Here is a 1,047-nt window from a genome sequence, read left to right as displayed (position 1 = left end):
TCAGTTTAAAAGGTTCTGAATACCGTCTAATTACTTTGTCATTTTTGTACATAATGTTTAAAATTATGTAGCCTTTATTCAGGACGGGTCAAAATTACTGCCAACGTTTTTGTATAACCGTCAGTTACGGATAAATATACGAAGTTTTTCGGTTTGGTACTGACTTTAGCAATTCCGAGTGGATTCGGACGCAGTCGAATCCGCCGTAATTGCGGTTATACATTGTTGGCAGTAGGCTTTATTTTAATTAAAATCTTCCAGCTCTATTTTTAAATTCCTCTTCGCTAATTATTTCACCACTATTCGGTTTATTTATTTTTAATTCCTCTTTGTGCCAAGTTATTTTTTCTAATTCAAATTTTACAATATTACTTTTACATTCCAAAACCAATCCAGGCAAACCGTGAAATCTTTCAGGTCCAAAATGGACAGGTATTTCAGGACAAAACCAAGCAGTCAATTCAGCTTTTTTTGTTAATCCAGCATCGTTAATTTCTGACCTTTTTCGGATTGCTTTTTTACATAAATAACCATTAACTAATTTGGTTTCTTCGTTTGAAATTTCCCATTCAATTGGTTCTTTTGAAATAATCACAGGATAGTCAAGAACAAGAGTTTCGCTCAAGTACTCCTTATTTTCTTGATTGTAGTAAATAAGATTATCACTTCCGCCAAATATTCTTGTCAGATTTGGTGTTCCGTACATTTTCGAAATGTCAAAATCCAGATAGTAAATAGATTCTTTTGAGTTAAATTTCAGCGTTGCATAAACCGAATCACTTTGTTCCATCATTTCTTTTACAAATTTATCAGAAACATTATGTATAGAATCTTTGTTTAAATTTATTTTGTAAATCACAGTTGCGGAATTCGTTTGGGCGATTATAACTTGAAATAAAAAAATCAAGATTATTGTCAATAGTTTTTTCATAGGTTTCATTTTTCAGCTTACTGCCAACGGTAAGTGTATGAAATGGGCGAGTTTGCGTCCGAGGATTTTCCGCAGGAAAATCGGAAGGTAGCAAACGCACATTTACACTTGATTAG

1 protein-coding gene is annotated in these 1,047 nt (G+C 32.9%); it reads right to left on the bottom strand.

Translation table 11 applies throughout. The annotated features are described in order from the left end of the window. Positions 1–247: 247 nt before the first annotated feature. Positions 248–931 carry a GLPGLI family protein gene (locus BM239_RS15265; protein WP_177209063.1) on the bottom strand — a complete coding sequence of 228 codons (684 nt, stop codon included), beginning with the start codon at positions 929–931 and terminating at the stop codon, positions 248–250. Between the last annotated feature and the right edge of the window lie 116 nt (positions 932–1,047).

Source organism: Algorimicrobium echini (assembly GCF_900115185.1).
GTDB lineage: Bacteria > Bacteroidota > Bacteroidia > Flavobacteriales > Flavobacteriaceae > Algorimicrobium > Algorimicrobium echini.
This window is presented reverse-complemented; position numbering and strand designations above follow the sequence as displayed.

Excerpts from the sequence above, each read along its gene's own strand:
- BM239_RS15265 (WP_177209063.1), bottom strand. The coding sequence starts at position 931 with ATGAAAAAACTATTGACAATAATCTTGATTTTTTTATTTCAAGTTATA.